At 68.0% G+C, this 15,510-nt stretch carries 13 protein-coding genes; 8 read left to right on the forward strand and 5 right to left on the reverse strand.

The features are described from left to right. The first annotated feature begins 60 nt into the window (after positions 1-60). A complete protein-coding gene (locus tag ACWDUA_RS22595; RefSeq protein WP_449753258.1) occupies positions 61-1,368 on the forward strand; it encodes an MFS transporter in 1,308 nt (435 codons plus the stop codon). Between the two features lie 190 nt (positions 1,369-1,558). Continuing rightward, positions 1,559-2,920 (forward strand): acyltransferase family protein, encoded by a 1,362-nt coding sequence (locus tag ACWDUA_RS22600; protein ID WP_449753259.1) that lies wholly within the window; start codon positions 1,559-1,561, stop codon positions 2,918-2,920. Between the two features lie 306 nt (positions 2,921-3,226). Here the strand turns inward: ACWDUA_RS22600 and ACWDUA_RS22605 are convergent, their stop codons facing one another. The 4 genes from ACWDUA_RS22605 to ACWDUA_RS22620 all read right to left on the reverse strand — a co-directional run bounded on the left by ACWDUA_RS22605 (position 3,227) and on the right by ACWDUA_RS22620 (position 7,930). Next, positions 3,227-4,150, reverse strand: a complete 924-nt coding sequence (locus ACWDUA_RS22605; RefSeq protein WP_449753260.1) for an SGNH/GDSL hydrolase family protein — start codon at positions 4,148-4,150, stop codon at positions 3,227-3,229. A 13-nt stretch (positions 4,151-4,163) separates the two neighbouring features. Further along, complete coding sequence (locus tag ACWDUA_RS22610; protein ID WP_449753261.1) at positions 4,164-5,057, reverse strand: enoyl-CoA hydratase-related protein; 894 nt, start codon at positions 5,055-5,057, stop codon at positions 4,164-4,166. Positions 5,058-5,251: 194 nt separating this feature from the next. Next, a complete protein-coding gene (locus tag ACWDUA_RS22615) occupies positions 5,252-7,798 on the reverse strand; it encodes an ATP-dependent Clp protease ATP-binding subunit (protein ID WP_449753262.1) in 2,547 nt (848 codons plus the stop codon). Between the two features lie 9 nt (positions 7,799-7,807). Next, complete coding sequence (locus ACWDUA_RS22620) at positions 7,808-7,930, reverse strand: hypothetical protein (RefSeq protein ID WP_449753263.1); 123 nt, start codon at positions 7,928-7,930, stop codon at positions 7,808-7,810. Positions 7,931-8,510: 580 nt separating this feature from the next. Between ACWDUA_RS22620 and ACWDUA_RS22625 the strand changes: the two genes are divergently transcribed. Continuing rightward, positions 8,511-9,011 carry an RNA polymerase sigma factor gene (locus ACWDUA_RS22625; protein ID WP_449753270.1) on the forward strand — a complete coding sequence of 167 codons (501 nt, stop codon included), beginning with the start codon at positions 8,511-8,513 and terminating at the stop codon, positions 9,009-9,011. Then, positions 9,008-10,333 (forward strand): VOC family protein, encoded by a 1,326-nt coding sequence (locus tag ACWDUA_RS22630; protein ID WP_449753264.1) that lies wholly within the window; start codon positions 9,008-9,010, stop codon positions 10,331-10,333. Before ACWDUA_RS22625 ends, ACWDUA_RS22630 begins: the two co-directional genes overlap by 4 nt. A gap of 19 nt (positions 10,334-10,352) precedes the next feature. Here the strand turns inward: ACWDUA_RS22630 and ACWDUA_RS22635 are convergent, their stop codons facing one another. Further along, positions 10,353-10,826, reverse strand: a complete 474-nt coding sequence (locus ACWDUA_RS22635) for a winged helix-turn-helix transcriptional regulator (protein ID WP_449753265.1) — start codon at positions 10,824-10,826, stop codon at positions 10,353-10,355. Positions 10,827-10,964: 138 nt separating this feature from the next. Here ACWDUA_RS22635 and ACWDUA_RS22640 point away from each other — a divergent pair, with 138 nt between their 5' ends. The 4 genes from ACWDUA_RS22640 to ACWDUA_RS22655 all read left to right on the forward strand — a co-directional run bounded on the left by ACWDUA_RS22640 (position 10,965) and on the right by ACWDUA_RS22655 (position 15,139). Then, the gene (locus ACWDUA_RS22640) at positions 10,965-11,822 is read left to right on the forward strand and encodes an NmrA family NAD(P)-binding protein (protein ID WP_449753266.1); all 858 of its coding nucleotides are present in this window, start codon (positions 10,965-10,967) and stop codon (positions 11,820-11,822) included. Positions 11,823-11,932: 110 nt separating this feature from the next. Then, positions 11,933-13,261 (forward strand): hypothetical protein, encoded by a 1,329-nt coding sequence (locus ACWDUA_RS22645; protein ID WP_449753267.1) that lies wholly within the window; start codon positions 11,933-11,935, stop codon positions 13,259-13,261. Positions 13,262-13,511: 250 nt separating this feature from the next. Continuing rightward, the gene (locus tag ACWDUA_RS22650; protein ID WP_449753268.1) at positions 13,512-14,324 is read left to right on the forward strand and encodes a lytic transglycosylase domain-containing protein; all 813 of its coding nucleotides are present in this window, start codon (positions 13,512-13,514) and stop codon (positions 14,322-14,324) included. A gap of 113 nt (positions 14,325-14,437) precedes the next feature. After that, positions 14,438-15,139 (forward strand): S1 family peptidase, encoded by a 702-nt coding sequence (locus ACWDUA_RS22655; RefSeq protein ID WP_449753269.1) that lies wholly within the window; start codon positions 14,438-14,440, stop codon positions 15,137-15,139. Positions 15,140-15,510: the final 371 nt, after the last annotated feature.

Raw genomic sequence — 15,510 nt, forward strand, 5'->3', positions numbered from 1 at the left:
GGTGATCGGTGCCGGACCAAGCCCCCGACCCTGGGACACCGAGGCATACAGTGGCAGATGATGACCACGCACCGAGTTCCCGAGGCCGAGGAGCCCGGGCGTCGGGAGCCCGTCGAGCAGCGTGGCATGTTCGCATCCTTCCGGGTCCGTAACTACCGCCTCTACTTCGCCGGTCAGACACTCTCGCTCGTCGGGACGTGGATGCAGGCGACCGCGCAGGCGTGGCTGGTCCTCACCCTCAGCGACTCCGCAGCCGTCCTCGGTCTGATCGTCGCCTTGCAGGCGCTGCCCATCCTGCTCTTCGGCCCCTACGCCGGAGTGCTCGCCGACCGCCTCGATCGTCGCCGCACGATGATCGTGCTGCAGTCGGCGATGGGGGTGCTGGCGGTGGTCCTGGCCGTCCTCGCCCTCGGCGGCTGGGTGCAGGTCTGGCATGTCGGCGTCCTCGCCGTGCTCCTCGGGCTCGGCAACGCCTTCGAGAATCCCGCCCGGCAGGCCTTTCTCCATCAGATCGTCGGCAACGATCTGATCCGCAACGCCGTCACCCTCAACTCGGTCATGGTCAACGCCGCCCGCGCGGTGGGCCCGGCCGTCGCCGGTGTGGTGCTCGCCGCGGTCGGCGCGGGCTGGTGCTTCGCGATCAACGCGGCCAGCTTCGTGGCGGTCGTCGTCTCCCTGCTGGCCCTGCGGACCGACGAGATCACCCCGGAGACACCGATCACGCGGGCCCGCGGACAGTTGCGTGAGGGCTTCGTCTACGTCGCGCGGGAACCATTGCTGTGGGTACCGCTGGCCATGATGGGAGTGGTGGGCACCCTGGCATACGAATTCCAGGTGTCGCTGCCCGCCGCCGCCAAGGACGCCTTCCACGGCGGGCCCCAGGCGTTCGGGTTCATGACGGCGGCGATGGGGGTCGGTGCGGTGGTCGGCGGGCTGATCGTCGCCGCGCGCGGCACCATCGGGTTGCGCACCCTGACCCTGGCCGCGGTGGGCTTCGGCATCACCATCACGATCACCGCCGTCGTCCCCGAACTGTGGATGGCGATCGTGGCCTTGTTCTTCACCGGCTGGCTCAGCGTCTCGTTTCTCTCGACCGGCAACGCGACCCTGCAACTCAACTCCGAACCTCACATGCGGGGACGGGTGATGGCACTGTGGTCGGTGGCCTTCATGGGGTCCACACCGATCGGTGGTCCGATCATCGGCTGGATCTCCGAGGCGGCCGGGGCCCGCATCGGCCTCGCGGTGGGCGCGGCCGCCTGTTTCCTGGCCGCGGTGGTGGGTCTGATCGGGTGGCGCGTCACCGCCCGACGACGCCCCGTCGCCCGGCTACAGGCCACCGACGACGTCCGAGCGGACCGCCGATGAACGTCTCGGCGGGGCCCTGTCTGATTTCAGGGCTCACAGGAATACGGAGTAGCCTGCCTACCCGAACGCGCGCAGCAGCATATCGCGCCGGAAATCACCGGACGGAGGAAGACCGATCGTCACCGAACAGCCCTCGGCCGGTACATCGTCACCGCAGGCACCGAAAGCATCGGACACACCCGAACAGAACGTGACCGACGCCACCGCGGCGGACGCCCCGGCTCCACCGGCGAAGAAGAAAGACAAGCATCTCTACCAGATCGACCTCGTCCGGTTGGTCACCTTCGGTGGGGTCATCCTCGACCACGTGATGCTCAGCGTCACCGCGCCGACCAACGTCGCCGCGGGCGCGGTCGAGATGTTCTTGCGCTACACCCGGTACGGCTTCTTCGCGCTCACCGGCTTCGTGTTGACCTATCAGTACCGCAAGCGCGACCTGAAGGCGACGGAGTTCTGGCGGCGACGCTACAAGCTGATCGGCCTGCCGTTCGTCACCTGGAGCCTGTTCTACTGGTTCTACACGCGCTACAAGTTCGGCGGTGTCGACGCGATCACCAACGCGTGGAACAGCTTCGACGCCGTGGAACGCTCGGTGAAGAGCATCGTCTACGACCTGATCACCGGTCACGCCGCCTACCACCTGTACTTCCTTTCGGTGAGTATGCAGATCTACCTGGTGTTCCCGCTGGTGCTGTGGGTGCTCAAGCGGTCGTGGGGCTACCACCGGTACCTGCTCGCGGTCAGCCTCATCGTCCAGATGGTCGTGATGTACATGATGGTGCGGCCGCCGGTGTCGTTCTTCACCTGGGGAATCCAGGGCGAGATCTGGAGTCACCTGGTCGTCACGATCATCCCGTACCAGTTCTTCATCTTCGCCGGCTGCGTGGCGGCCATGCACTTCGAGGCGTTCCAGGGATTCGTCAAGCGCTGGCGCCGGCAGCTGATCACCGGTGGACTGGTGGTCATGCTGGCGACCTGGCTGTACTACCTGTACGTCGTCGACCAGGGCGAGGATCTGTTCCGCGCGACCAACGTGTTCATGCTCCACAACATGTGGGCGTTCATCGCGATCATCATCATCCTGTACTCCCTGGGCACCATCTGGCAGGAACGTCGCACCCCCGGGTCGATCCCGGACCGCCTGATGCGCACCGCGTCGGACCGGTCGTTCGGCATCTACCTGGCACATGCGCTCGCGCTGTACGCCCTGCTGCCGCAGATCGCCACCACATCGCTGCCCGCCGTTCCGCGCGTGATCATCGCCTACCTGGCGACGGTGGCGCTCACCGTGTTCATCGTGGAGACCCTGCGTCGCAGCCCGATCAGCCTGATCACCACCGGACGCAATCGCATCGACTGGCGTCTGCAGAACGCCGGACGGTCGGCTGTTGTGGGCCTGGTCGGCATCGTCGTCGGCGTGATCCTGCGGCTCGGCTTCGAGATGTGGGCAGGCAACCTGATCGCCGCCACCGGCGCCTTCCTGGTGTTCTCGATGGCCCTGGTCTACGGGCGCCAAGTACGCGAGGGCAAAGTCCTCGAGGAGGCTGTGTGACCGCGGCCGTGTGATCGTGGTCGTGTCTCGGACCACCTCATGCGCTCGGCCTGCGGAGATTTCGACACGACTCGCCGCTACGCTCCTCGTCGGCTCAATCACCAGAGCAGGCCGCCGGTCGAGCACGCCGAACACACGATCACCCGATCACCTCATGCGCTCGGCCTGCGAAGACCTCGACACGACTCGCCGCTACGCTCCTCGTCGGCTCGATCACCGTGGTGGGCGTCGACTCGACACGCGACATCCCCCAAGGGCCCGGTCACCTCACGAGTTCCTCGTCGGCTCGATCACCGAGGTGGCGACTCAGCGCAAGGCGTCGATGACGAGGCTTGCGACACCGGATTTGCCGGCGTCGTTCGGGTGATACGGGATGGGGAGCTCGAAGCCGTTCAGCCAGGGGTCGGCCGAGCACACGGTGTGCCCGGTGGCCGCGGGCATCGTGCGCACCAGCTGCGATCCCGAGGCCTCGGCGGCGCGTGCGGTGGCCGCGGCGAGCTCGTCGTACACCCGGATGGTGGCGGCGAGTTCCTCCGGCTTCAGCGGCAGCAACGAGCACGCACGCTCCCCGGCGAGGACGACCGGCGGATAGTCGACGAACACGACGCGCGCATGCGGGGCGCGCGCTTTGACCGCCAGCGCCGTCTCGTACATCGACCACTCGGCCTCGGCGAAGCGTTCGGGATCCGGTTCGGTGAGCGGGTGGCCGAGCGCACAGGTGCGGGCGGCGACCTCCTTGGCCACCACCGGTGACACGTTGCGGCAGCTCATCGCGAGAAGTCGCTGGATGTAGCCGACGTCGTTTCCGCCGGTCGTGATGGTGACCAGTGAGGTGTCGGGGGTCACCGCGTCGATCTGGGGCAGCGCGGTGAAGCGCTGCGGCACCGACAGGATGTTCCGCGTGGTGGCACCCGAGCAGGTTGCGTCGATCAGCGTCATGCCGAGCGCGTCGGCCACCTGGTGCGGGTAGTTGTCGGAGGTACGCAGGCACCGATTCGACAGCGACTCCGGCCCGTCCGGACCGGCGGCATACGAACTGCCCAGTGCCACATACTTCGCCGGGGGCGGCGCCGGTGTGCTCGGCAGTTCGTCGTGCTGGGATGCGGCGACGGTGGACACCGGGCCGGCGACGGCATGCTGGACGCTCGCGCTCCCGGGGAGTACGACGACGGCCGCGACGGCCAGTGCAGCGAGGGCCGTCGCGCCACGATAGAAGAGTGCGCGCGACATAACCGTCCCAGTCTCACATATCCGGGTGCGCCGGGGACGGATCCCCGGTGTCGGGTGCACCACGTGTTGGCTCCACATCCATTCCGAAGATCTCGGGCAGGTCGGCCGACACGGTGTCGGTGAACACCGGATCGCGCTTGTCCAGGAACGCCGTCACCCCTTCGGCCACGTCCGGCATGGTGCCGCGGTAGAAGATCGCCGCCGAGTCGGCACGGTGGGCGTCCCACGGGCTCGGCGCACCGGCCATCTGCCACAGCAGTTGTCGGGTCAGGGCCACCGACACCGGCGCGGTGCCGCGGGTCATCTCGCGGGCCGCCGCGATCGCCGTCGGCAACACCTGCTCGGGCGGCACCACCTGCTGGACCAATCCCGCTTCGAGCGCCTCCGCTGCGGGGACCATCTGCCCACCCATCGACCAGCGCAACGCGGTCGGCAACCCCACCAGCCGCGGCAGGAACCAACTCGAACACGCCTCCGGGACGAGACCGCGGCGGGTGAAAACGAATCCGAATCGTGCGGTCTCGGAGGCGATCCGGGCATCAGCGGGCAGGGTCATGGTGACCCCGACGCCGGCCGACGGACCGTTGATCGCCATCACGACCGGTTTGAGCGATTCGAAGATGCGTAGTGTCAGGCGGCCGCCCTCGTCGCGCGGGACACCGCCGTCGGAGTCGAGCTCGAAGGTGGACGCGCCCGCACCGAGATCGGCGCCGGCACAGAATGCCCGTCCGGCCCCGGTGAACACCACGGCACGCACCGAGTCGTCGGTGTCGATCTCGTCGAGTGCGGCACGGATCTCGGCACCCATCCGGGTGGTGAAGGCGTTGAGCCGATCCGGACGGTTCAGGGTGATGACCGCGATCTCGTCGTCACGGTCGACGCTGATGACCGGTCCGGTTTCTGCCATCGATCCTCCTCTGCCACAAGCGCTTTTCGGATCCGACGGTACTGCCGTCAGATCGGCCCTCGATCATGGTGGCAATCGGGCGACCCGATGTCCAGTGCCGCCCGATCGCCCGATCCACAGATCCCGGACATACGACGACGCCCGTCGCATCCGGGTGGATGCGGCGGGCGTCGTCGTGTGAATCAGGTTGTACGTCAGCCCAGGTCGGCGCTGCCGTCGCCGGCCTTGCTCAGCTCGACCGGCGCGTCGGGCACCTCGCGCGGCTTCTCCGAGCCGACGAAGGTGAACTTGGCGCCGTCACCGTCGCCCTCGCCGTCCCAGTCCTCCACGTCGACCAGCACGATCTGACCCGGGGTCAGATCGTTGAACAGGATCTTCTCGGAGAGCTGATCCTCGATCTCACGCTGGATGGTGCGACGCAACGGACGGGCGCCGAGCACCGGGTCGAAGCCGCGCTTGGCGAGCAGCGACTTGGCCTTCTCGGTGAGCTCGATGTCCATGTCCTTGTTCTTCAGCTGCTTCTCGACACGGCCGATCATCAGGTCGACCATCTCGATGATCTCGTCCTTCGTCAGCTGGTGGAACACGATGACGTCGTCGATACGGTTGAGGAACTCGGGCCGGAAGTGCTTCTTGAGCTCGTCGTTGACCTTGAGCTTCATCCGCTCATAGTTCGACTGCGCGTCGTCGCCCTTGCTGAAGCCCAGTCCCACGGCCTTCGAGATGTCGGAGGTACCGAGGTTCGAGGTGAAGATCAGGACGGTGTTCTTGAAGTCCACCGTGCGACCCTGTCCGTCGGTCAGGCGACCGTCTTCGAGGACCTGCAACAGGGTGTTGTAGATCTCCGAGTGGGCCTTCTCGATCTCGTCGAACAGCACCACCGAGAACGGCTTGCGGCGCACCTTCTCGGTGAGCTGGCCGCCCTCTTCGTAGCCGACGTACCCGGGAGGGGCACCGAACAGACGCGACGCGGTGAAGCGGTCGTGGAACTCGCCCATGTCGATCTGGATGAGCGCGTCGTCCTCGCCGAACAGGAAGTTCGCGAGGGCCTTGGACAGCTCGGTCTTACCGACGCCGGACGGGCCGGCGAAGATGAACGAGCCGGACGGGCGACGCGGGTCCTTCAGACCGGCGCGGGTGCGGCGGATGGCCTTGGAGACGGCCTTGACCGCGTCCTCCTGACCGATGATCCGCTTGTGCAGCTCCTCCTCCATGCGGAGCAGACGGGTGGTCTCCTCCTCGGTGAGCTTGAACACCGGGATACCGGTCCAGTTGCCGAGCACCTCGGCGATCTGCTCGTCGTCGACCTCGGCCACGACGTCCAGATCTCCACTGCGCCACTGCTTTTCACGCTCAGAGCGCTCGGCGACGAGCTGCTTCTCCTTGTCGCGCAGCCCGGCGGCCTTCTCGAAGTCCTGCGCGTCGATCGCGGACTCCTTCTCCTTGCGGGCCTCGGCGATCCGCTCGTCGAACTCGCGCAGATCCGGCGGCGCGGTCATCCGGCGGATGCGCATGCGCGCACCGGCCTCGTCGATCAGGTCGATCGCCTTGTCCGGCAGGAACCGGTCGTTGATGTAGCGGTCGGCGAGGGTGGCCGCCGCGACGAGTGCGCCGTCGGTGATGGACACGCGGTGGTGGCTCTCGTAGCGGTCGCGGAGACCCTTGAGGATCTCGATGGTGTGCTCCACCGACGGCTCGCCCACCTGCACCGGCTGGAAGCGGCGCTCGAGCGCGGCGTCCTTCTCGATGTACTTGCGGTACTCGTCGAGGGTGGTGGCACCGATGGTCTGCAGTTCCCCGCGCGCCAGCTTCGGCTTGAGGATGCTGGCGGCGTCGATCGCACCCTCGGCGGCACCTGCGCCGACGAGCGTGTGCAACTCGTCGATGAACAGGATGATGTCGCCGCGGGTGTTGATCTCCTTGAGCACCTTCTTCAGGCGTTCCTCGAAATCACCGCGGTAGCGGCTGCCCGCGACCAGCGAACCGAGGTCGAGGGTGTAGAGCTGCTTGTCCTTGAGTGTCTCCGGGACCTTGCCGTTGACGATGGCCTGCGCGAGGCCTTCGACGACGGCGGTCTTGCCGACACCCGGCTCGCCGATCAGCACCGGGTTGTTCTTGGTGCGTCGCGAGAGCACCTGCATGACCCGTTCGATCTCTTTTTCCCGGCCGATGACCGGGTCGAGTTTGCCCTCGGCCGCGGCGGCGGTCAGGTTTCTGCCGAACTGGTCGAGGACCAGCGAGGTGGACGGGGTGCCCGACTCGGTGGACCGCCCGCCGGTGCCGGCCTCCTGCGGCTCCTTGCCCTGGTATCCCGACAGCAGCTGGATGACCTGCTGGCGGACCCGGTTGAGGTCGGCGCCCAGCTTGACCAGCACCTGCGCGGCCACGCCCTCACCCTCGCGGATGAGCCCGAGCAGGATGTGCTCGGTGCCGATGTAGTTGTGGCCGAGCTGCAGTGCCTCGCGCAGCGAGAGCTCGAGGACCTTCTTGGCCCGCGGGGTGAACGGGATGTGCCCGCTCGGGGCCTGCTGGCCCTGACCGATGATCTCCTCGACCTGGCTACGAACACCCTCCAGGGAGATGCCGAGCGACTCGAGTGCCTTGGCGGCGACACCCTCACCCTCGTGGATCAGGCCGAGCAGGATGTGCTCGGTACCGATGTAGTTGTGGTTGAGCATCCGCGCCTCTTCTTGGGCGAGCACGACAACCCGTCGAGCGCGGTCGGTGAACCGTTCGAACATTGTTCTCCCTCATTTCGCTGTCGCCCAGGTCGTCATGCTCTCCCGGTACCCCGGGAACCGGACCACGATGGCGACCATCGTGGCGGTGTCGGGTACACGACGACCGTCCTGCTTCCACTCTAGTGGTCGCATGGAGTGCACCTACAGTTAACGCCCGCCCCGGTTGTGGGTGATTCGGGGGAAGTTCGGGCATCGAGATGTGCAACAGCCCAGCGTCCGGGCCTGTTCCGGGATCGCTACGCCGTGAGCGAACGGGCACGTCGGAGCCGGTTCTCGTGTCGTTCACCGGCCGTTGAGGCGACTTGTGGACTTCCGCTCGGGCCGTCTGCGCGTTTCGCGGCGGGCGTCCGTCGGCGATCGGGCTCCGGCCCTCGGGGCCACCGGGCCCGCCACCGAGCGGCCTGTCGTCGATCCGGAACCATCGAACACCGCGTCGCCCGCCCCGAGTCGTCGTCGCATCCGCCGCTGCTGTTCATGCATGGTCCCCTCGTCGGCGATGACACCGGTGGCGCCCTTCTGCCGGCCCACCGTCGAGTGTCGAGACCCGTCGGATGCGGCGTCGGCGACTTTTCTGTCGGCGACTTTTCTGTTCGGGGCGCGTCGGGTTCGGGCAGTCCCGGACGACGATGGGGATGTGAGTGGCGCAGCACCCGGAGCCGCAGGGGACGAGGACCCCGTGACGCGGCCCGCGAGGACACGGGGTGGACAGGCCTTGTTGGATGTCTACGACGAGGCCCTGCCCGCGGTCTTCGGGTATGTGTTCCGCCGCTGTTCGGATCGTCGGGTCGCCGAGGACGTGACCGCGGAGACATTCCTCGCCGCCCTGGACACGCTGCGGCGGGATCCGGCCCTCACCCCGGGGGTGCCGTGGCTGATCGGGGTGGCCCGGCACAAACTCGCCGATCACTGGCGCCGGGTGCAGCGCACCCCCGAACCGGTCGAGGAGATCCCCGACCCGCCGCCGAACGGCGACGAGTGGGACGTCCACCTCGACCGGATGCTCGCCCACCACACCCTCGCCCAGCTCTCGCCCGTCCATCGGGCGGTGTTGACGCTGCGCTACGTCGACGATCTGCCGGTCGCGGAGTGTGCCGCCGCACTCGACCGTGGGGTGGGTGCCACCGAGGCACTGCTCACCCGGGCCAAGCGGGCCTTCCGCGCGGCCTACCCCGACCGAACCGTCGGGATCGGCCGGGAAGGAGGTCACGCATGAGCACGCACGACCGAACCGACGCCGGTGCCCCACATGACGCGTTCACCGCACTACGCGCGACCGATCCCATCGACCATCCCATCCCACCGGCACCCGATCCCGACTTCGCCCGCCGACTGCGTGCGCGGCTCGAGCGCGGTGCCCGACTACCCGAAGGAGTCATCGTGGACACGAGCGCCATCGAACACGAACTGTCCGACACCACAACCCGACCCGCTCTCCCCGCGACACCACCGGTGGTCGAGCGGCCCGGCGCCCTGCCCTATCTGACCGTCGGCGACGGCCGGGCGGCGATCGACTGGTATGCAACCCATCTCGGTGCACACCTGCGGGGTGAGCCGATCCTGATGGACGACAACCGGATCGGCCACGCCGAACTCGAGATCGGCGGTGGTGTGGTCTATCTCGCGCAGGAGTTCCCGGACATGGGTCTGCGCGCACCGGCGCCGGGCCACGTGTCGGTGAGCCTGATGCTGGCGGTCGACGACACCGACTCGGCCCTCGACCGCGCACGCCGGGGCGATGCCATCGTCACCCGTGAACCCTACGAGGCCCACGGCACCCGGACCGCGGTGATCGTCGACCCGTTCGGGCACCGATGGATGCTCACCGGACCGTCGCTGTCGGCCACCCCCGATCAGGATCGAATCCATGTGGGCGACATCGGATTCATCTCCGTACAGACCCACGACGTCGCGCGGGCGGCACGCTTCTACGGCGCGGTCCTCGGGTGGGAGTTCGACGCGGGCACACGGCGCGTGACCAATGCGGCACATCCACTGGCGATCGTGCACACCGACGGGCCGCAGACGGTGTTCTGCGCCTATGCCGTGGACGACCTCGACGCCGCACGTGCGGCGATCGAGCGGGCCGGCGGGCGTGCTGTCGACGACCCACACGGCCTCGACGCGTCCGACGACCAGGGCGTCGAATTCGCGGTGTACACACCGGAAGCCGACGACGCCCGACCCGAGCGGCATCCCCGCGACATCGGCGGTTTGTCGTATCTGACGGTGCACACCCCCGACTCGGCGCAGTGGCGCGCGTTCTATCGGACCGTGCTGGGCTGGACATTCCGGCCGGGCCGGATCGAGGACGGCTGGGAGGTCGTCGACGTGCACCCGCAGATCGGGATCGCCGGTGGCGCAGACGAATCCGTGTCGGTGCCGATGTGGAACGTCGCCGACGTCGACGCTGCGGTCGAGCGGGTCCGCGCCGCGGGTGGCACCGTGATCGACGAACCGTCGCGCCAACCCTACGGGGCCACCGCACTGTGTGCCGACGACCAGGGCGCCCGGTTCTACCTGGGGCAGCTGTTCTAGCGACCGGTCCCCGCCGGCACTACGAACCGCCCCCGCGCGTGTCGTACTCCTGGCGTGCGCGGGAGACGTCGTCGACGCGGCCCTCGACCAGTTCGATGATGGCGGTCAACCGCCCGGCCACGTCGGCGCCGAGGTCGGTGAGCGAGTACTCGACCTTTGGCGGGATGGACTGCAGCACGGTCCGGGTCACGAATCCGTCGCGCTCGAGGGTGTGCAGCGTCTGCGAGAGCATGCGCTCACTGACCCCGTCGACCCGCCGCCGCAGCGCACTGAAGCGCAGTTCACCCTCGGCGAGGGCGGCCAGGGCGAGCAGCCCCCACCGGCTGGTGACGTTCTGCAGGACATCCCGGGATGCACAGTTGCGGGCGAAGACGTCGGCCTCGAGGGTGTCGGCGAACTCGGGCGTCAGGCCGTCCGGGGACCCGGTCGAGAGGGATCCGGTCGACAGGGGTCCGGTCGACGCGGGTTCGGGTGACGAAATTTCGACGGACATGCCCAGAATTCTATGCCACCTTCAGGCCCAGTGCTAATGATCACTCGTGCACAGTCGATTAATGGTTGCACTGCACGAATAGTAAGTGCATGATTGGCGGGTAGCCGATTCGCGGCCTCAACGTTCGAGGAGGACACCATGACCACCTACGCCGTCACCGGAGCAACCGGGGCACTCGGCGGGCTCACCGTCGATGCACTGATCGCCCGCGGGATCGCCGCCACCGACATCGTCGCCGTCGTCCGAAATGCGGCCAAGGCGGTACCACTGCAGGAGGCAGGCGTGGCCGTCCGCATCGCCGACTACACCGACACGGAGGCACTCACGACGGCGCTGAACGGCGTCGACCGTCTCCTGCTGGTGTCGGGTTCCGAGGTCGGGCAGCGTCTCGCGCAGCATCGCAACGTGATCGACGCGGCCGGCGCCGCCGGCGTGGGCCTGATCGCCTACACCAGTCTGCTGCGCGCCGACACCACCCCGCTGGCGCTGCGTGAGGAGCACCTCGGTACCGAGAAGCTGCTCGCCGAATCCGGTATCCCCGCTGTCCTGTTGCGCAACGGCTGGTACTGGGAGAACTTCCTGTCCGGCGCGAAGTCCGCACTCGAGAGCGGCGTGCTCTACGGCGCAGGCGGCGACGGCAGGATCGCCGGGGCCGCCCGGGCCGACTATGCCGGGGCCGCCGCAGCCGCGCTCGTGACCGCCACCGGCGGCGAGGTCTTCGAGCTCGCCGGGTCCGAGCACCTGGACTACCCGGCCATCGCCGCCGCCATCACCGAGGCCACCGGCACCCAGGTCCGCTACCAGAACCTCACCGAGGCGGAATATGCGTCCGCGCTCGAGAAGTCCGGCATCCCGGCACAATTCGCCGGATTCCTGGCCGGAACCGACACCGGGATCACACAGGGGGCACTCGACTCCGACTCCACCACCCTGCAGACCCTGCTCGGCCATCCGTCGACGCCGCTCGTCGAGGTACTGCGCACCGCACTCGCCTGATCACCCCCGCCACACCACCGCCGTCGCCGAGCGCCCCTCGACGACGGCGGTGGTGGTGTGTGGCAGGTCGCGCGGCGGGGTCGGCCGGTCCCTTTGATTGACTGATGGCCATGCCCACCCGGTCCGGCCGCGTCCGATCCAGCCTTCGCAGTGCCCGCGCACGCGTACCCTTCGGCATCGGCACCGTGGCGCTCGTCCTCTCGGCGGCCCTCGTCGCGACCGCAGGCGCGGTGCTGGCGATCGGCACCCCCGACCGCCCGTCGTCGGGATACTCGGCCGGTCAGCTCCGCGCGTATCCGACGGTCCCCGAGACCGCCTGGACCTTGTCGTCGCAGGACCTGCCGGACTACAGCTCCGATGCCGGGATCGAGGTGGCCGGCACACACGGCGATCGCTGGCTGATCTCCTATCCCTCCGGGATCGGCCGCGCCTATCTTCTGATCGGGCGCGGATCGGGCCATCCGATATGGAAGGCCCCACTGAAGGTCGGCACCGGCAGCTGCGCGTTCACCGATGACGGCGTGGTCGGCTGCGCCGTGGACGTGACCGCCATTCCCGACGCCTTCTATCTCGTCGACGACGACGGAACCCCGACCCATCCGACCACACTCGACGACACCCATTCGGTGGTCGGCGTCGGATCGTCGTTCCTGCGGATCAACCAGTCCGGGTACCGGGTCACGATGCGCACCGCCGACGGCGACGAGATCTGGTCCCGCTCGTTCGCGGCCACCGCGTCGGCGCAGGTCACCGACAACGGCCTGCTGCAGATCTCGACCAACGACGCCACCGAGTTCCTCGTCGACCCGGCAACCGGGCGCGACCTGCTGCACTGCTCCCGGTGTTCGATCACCACATATCCCACCGGTATCGCGGTGTCCCACGACGGGCTCGACGACAGGGGTGTGGACACCTATGCGGTGAGCGACGGCACGCTGTCACCGGAGCCGACGTCGCGGTCGGCGGGCCTGCGAGTGGTGCCCGGCGCGTCCACCCTGCCGGTGCTCACCGGCACCGGGCAGGCCCAGATGGAGGCCACGCAGGGCGAGTACGAGATCCGCGACCCCGCGCAGCGGCGTGCGCTGTGGACGATCACCGACCCCGAGTTGTCGAAGGCCAACACCCGCCCGTGCGGTGCCTATGTCGCCTTTGCACTCAAGGACCGGTCGCGGTCGGTGTATGCGCTTGCCGACGGCAACCACCTCGGCACCCTGCCCGAACCCGACGCCGAGTCCCCGGACACCAACATCGACCAGTTGCGCTGCGTGGGTTCGAGCGATGGGTTGCTCGTCTTCGCGAACGCCGCCCAGATCACGGCCTTCGATCCCGCTCGGGGTTCGATCGCATGGACGCAGTCCATCCTCGGGCGTGCCCGCGTCGTCGACGGGTTCGTCGTCCTCGAGCAGGGCACCACGCTGACCATGGTGCGCCCGAGCTGAGCTGACCTGACCTGACCGATTCGGGCAGTTCACGACCGCGGCGGGAACAACTCGTGTCCGGTATCACAGTTTCCGGTCCGGTATCGCCGATGACCTGCGAGGCCGCAACGGCCGCTCAGCCAACTCCCAGGATTCGATAACGCCGCGATAACGGAACGGCAACGTTCGCGTGTACCGTCGCCTGCGGTCCGGGTGCGCACCCATGTCCGACGCGCATCCACTCCGAGTTCCAGACATTGAGGTCGTTTCGTTGGGAAAGCACTCCAAACCCCGCACTCCACTGCTGCAGCGCTCCCACCGGCCGCTGCTCGCCACCGCACTGGTCCCGCTCGTCGGCGTCGTTGCCGCGGCTGCAGCAGCCACCACCGATGACGGTGCCGGACCGAGCGTCGCCGCTCCCGTCACCTCGTCCGTCACCGCCCAGCCGGTCACACAGCCGTCCTCGTCGACGGCGGCCCCGGCACCACACATTGCGGTGACCCCGTCCCCGGTGGCACAGACCCAGACATCCGCGCCCGCCCCTGCGGCGGCCGACCCGCTCCCGGCGAGCGTCACCGCCGGCGACGTCCCGGCGATCAACTACCGCGCCTATCGTGCGGCCGCCGACACCATCGCCCGCACCGAGCCGACGTGCGGTATCGACTGGAAGCTCGTCGCCGGGATCGGCCGGGTGGAGTCCCACCACGCCAACAATGGTGACATCGCCCCGAACGGTGAGCTGAAGACACCGATCTTCGGTCCCACCCTGGACGGCTCGCTGGACGGCAACCAGGTGATCACCGACACCGACGGTGGCGCGCTCGACGGCGACTCGGTGCACGACCGCGCCGTCGGCCCCATGCAGTTCATCCCGTCCACGTGGAAGAAGTACGCCGCCGACGGCAACGACGACGGCGTGGCCGACCCGCAGAACATCTACGACGCCGCGCTCACCACTGCGCGGTACCTGTGCGACGGCCATCTCGACCTGCGGACCGTGGCATCCCAGACCACCGCCGTCCTCCGCTACAACAACTCCATGACGTATGTCTCCGACGTTCTCGGCTACGCTCGCGAGTACTGAGCTCGACGGCGGGCAGCATCGTGTTCGGCGATTGACAAGCACGTCAGAGCCGCTAAGGTTGCCCGAGAATTCACGATAGTGAATATCTAGAGGCCTCAACGGATCGGAGAGACATGCGACGCCTCCTGCGGATCGCGATCCCACTCATCGGGTTGGCAGCACTGCTCATCCCGACCGGCACCGCCCAGGCCGCACCGCGCCTGGCGGTCGGCGGTGGCAGCCCCATCGTGATCGACGGCAAGGGCGCCTGCACCGTGACCACCGTCGGCCATGACCGCGCCGGGCGCTTCGTGGGTATCACCGCGGGGCACTGCGGCAACATCGGCTCACGAATCCAGCTCGAGGACAAGATGAGTGCCGGCATCATCGGCCGCGTCGTCGCGGTCGACAAGTCTGTCGACTACGCGGTGATCGCCCTCGATTCGGCAAAGGTTTACGGTGCCCGCAACTTCGGCGGCTCGACGATCGCCCGCACCGGCACCTTCCCCGGGCAGGGCGTCACCGTCTGCAAGTCGGGCCGCACCACCGGCCGCACGTGCGGCCCGGTGCTGAACCAGACCCGCAACATCGGCTTCGGCTATGTCTGTGGCGCCCCGGGTGATTCCGGCGCCCCCGTGGTGCAGGGCAACCGCCTCGTCGGCATGCTGACCGGCGGCCAGTACATCCGCATCCCGCTGACCAACTCCGAGATCGCCATCGCCTGCGCGCACCCCGCCATCCCGGTCTTCACCCCGATGGTCGCCACCAAGTGGCCCACCATCGCCACCGCCCTCGACCGCAGCGGCGGCCCCGGCGCCGGGTTCCGCCCCATCTGACCGGACCCTCGACATCGTGATGAGCCGTGCGGATCTCCTTGATCCGCACGGCTTCTTGCATTGAGGGGGTCCGGCTGTCGAACCTCCGCCGGCCGAGCACACCAACGCAACCACCTCGGAGCTGGTCACCACCCCACGCACGCCACCGAGATTTCGACACGGGTCCTCGCGATGCTCGGTCCCGGCTCATCGCTCCTATGTCAAGCGGCTGCTCCTGGAACCAGGATTTCAGTGTGCGAACGGGCAGCGTGATCGGTGACCAGACGATGAAAAATCGTGCGTACGAGTCGCCGTTTCAGGCAACGCATCGCCTCACGAGACTTCTTACCCTCGGCACGTTTCTTCGCGTAATAGGCATGCCCGAGACTGTC

The organism is Gordonia sp. NPDC003376 (genome assembly GCF_053589235.1).

Excerpts from the sequence above, each read along its gene's own strand:
- ACWDUA_RS22595 (WP_449753258.1), top strand. The coding sequence starts at position 61 with ATGACCACGCACCGAGTTCCCGAGGCCGAGGAGCCCGGGCGTCGGGAG.
- ACWDUA_RS22605 (WP_449753260.1), bottom strand. The coding sequence starts at position 4,150 with ATGTCGCGCGCACTCTTCTATCGTGGCGCGACGGCCCTCGCTGCACTG.
- ACWDUA_RS22610 (WP_449753261.1), bottom strand. The coding sequence starts at position 5,057 with ATGGCAGAAACCGGACCGGTCATCAGCGTCGACCGTGACGACGAGATC.
- ACWDUA_RS22615 (WP_449753262.1), bottom strand. The coding sequence starts at position 7,798 with ATGTTCGAACGGTTCACCGACCGCGCTCGACGGGTTGTCGTGCTCGCC.
- ACWDUA_RS22620 (WP_449753263.1), bottom strand. The coding sequence starts at position 7,930 with ATGCGACCACTAGAGTGGAAGCAGGACGGTCGTCGTGTACCCGACACC.
- ACWDUA_RS22630 (WP_449753264.1), top strand. The coding sequence starts at position 9,008 with ATGAGCACGCACGACCGAACCGACGCCGGTGCCCCACATGACGCGTTC.
- ACWDUA_RS22635 (WP_449753265.1), bottom strand. The coding sequence starts at position 10,826 with ATGTCCGTCGAAATTTCGTCACCCGAACCCGCGTCGACCGGACCCCTG.
- ACWDUA_RS22640 (WP_449753266.1), top strand. The coding sequence starts at position 10,965 with ATGACCACCTACGCCGTCACCGGAGCAACCGGGGCACTCGGCGGGCTC.
- ACWDUA_RS22645 (WP_449753267.1), top strand. The coding sequence starts at position 11,933 with ATGCCCACCCGGTCCGGCCGCGTCCGATCCAGCCTTCGCAGTGCCCGC.
- ACWDUA_RS22655 (WP_449753269.1), top strand. The coding sequence starts at position 14,438 with ATGCGACGCCTCCTGCGGATCGCGATCCCACTCATCGGGTTGGCAGCA.